The organism is Parachitinimonas caeni (assembly GCF_030129945.1).
Classification (GTDB): domain Bacteria; phylum Pseudomonadota; class Gammaproteobacteria; order Burkholderiales; family Chitinimonadaceae; genus Parachitinimonas; species Parachitinimonas caeni.
In genome coordinates, this window is sequence record NZ_JARRAF010000256.1 from 1 (window position 1) to 269 (window position 269).

The window sequence follows — 269 nt, forward strand, 5'->3', positions numbered from 1 at the left end:
GTAACCGCCGTAGCCATCCGCCATGAGTGTCCCCTGCCAGCCTTGCAAAAAGGCCCGGGCATGGCTGCCGCTGCGGCTGGTCTGGTAGTCGAACACCACCATCGGTGGCCCGCCCGAGAGGTCGTTGCTGCGGTAGGCCCAGAGATACGCCCGCTTGGTCTTGCCGGCACCCGGGTCCAGTTGCTGCACGGGCGTCTCATCGGCGTGCAATACCGTCTGCTGCTTGAGCCGGACCGCCAGCCGGTCGGCCAGTGGCTGCAAGGCCACGC

1 protein-coding gene is annotated in these 269 nt (G+C 67.7%); it reads right to left on the bottom strand.

The window, feature by feature from the left end; genetic code table 11:
- Positions 1–269: IS66 family transposase (locus PZA18_RS24580; RefSeq protein ID WP_284103509.1), on the bottom strand; the 269-nt coding region annotated here is incomplete at both ends.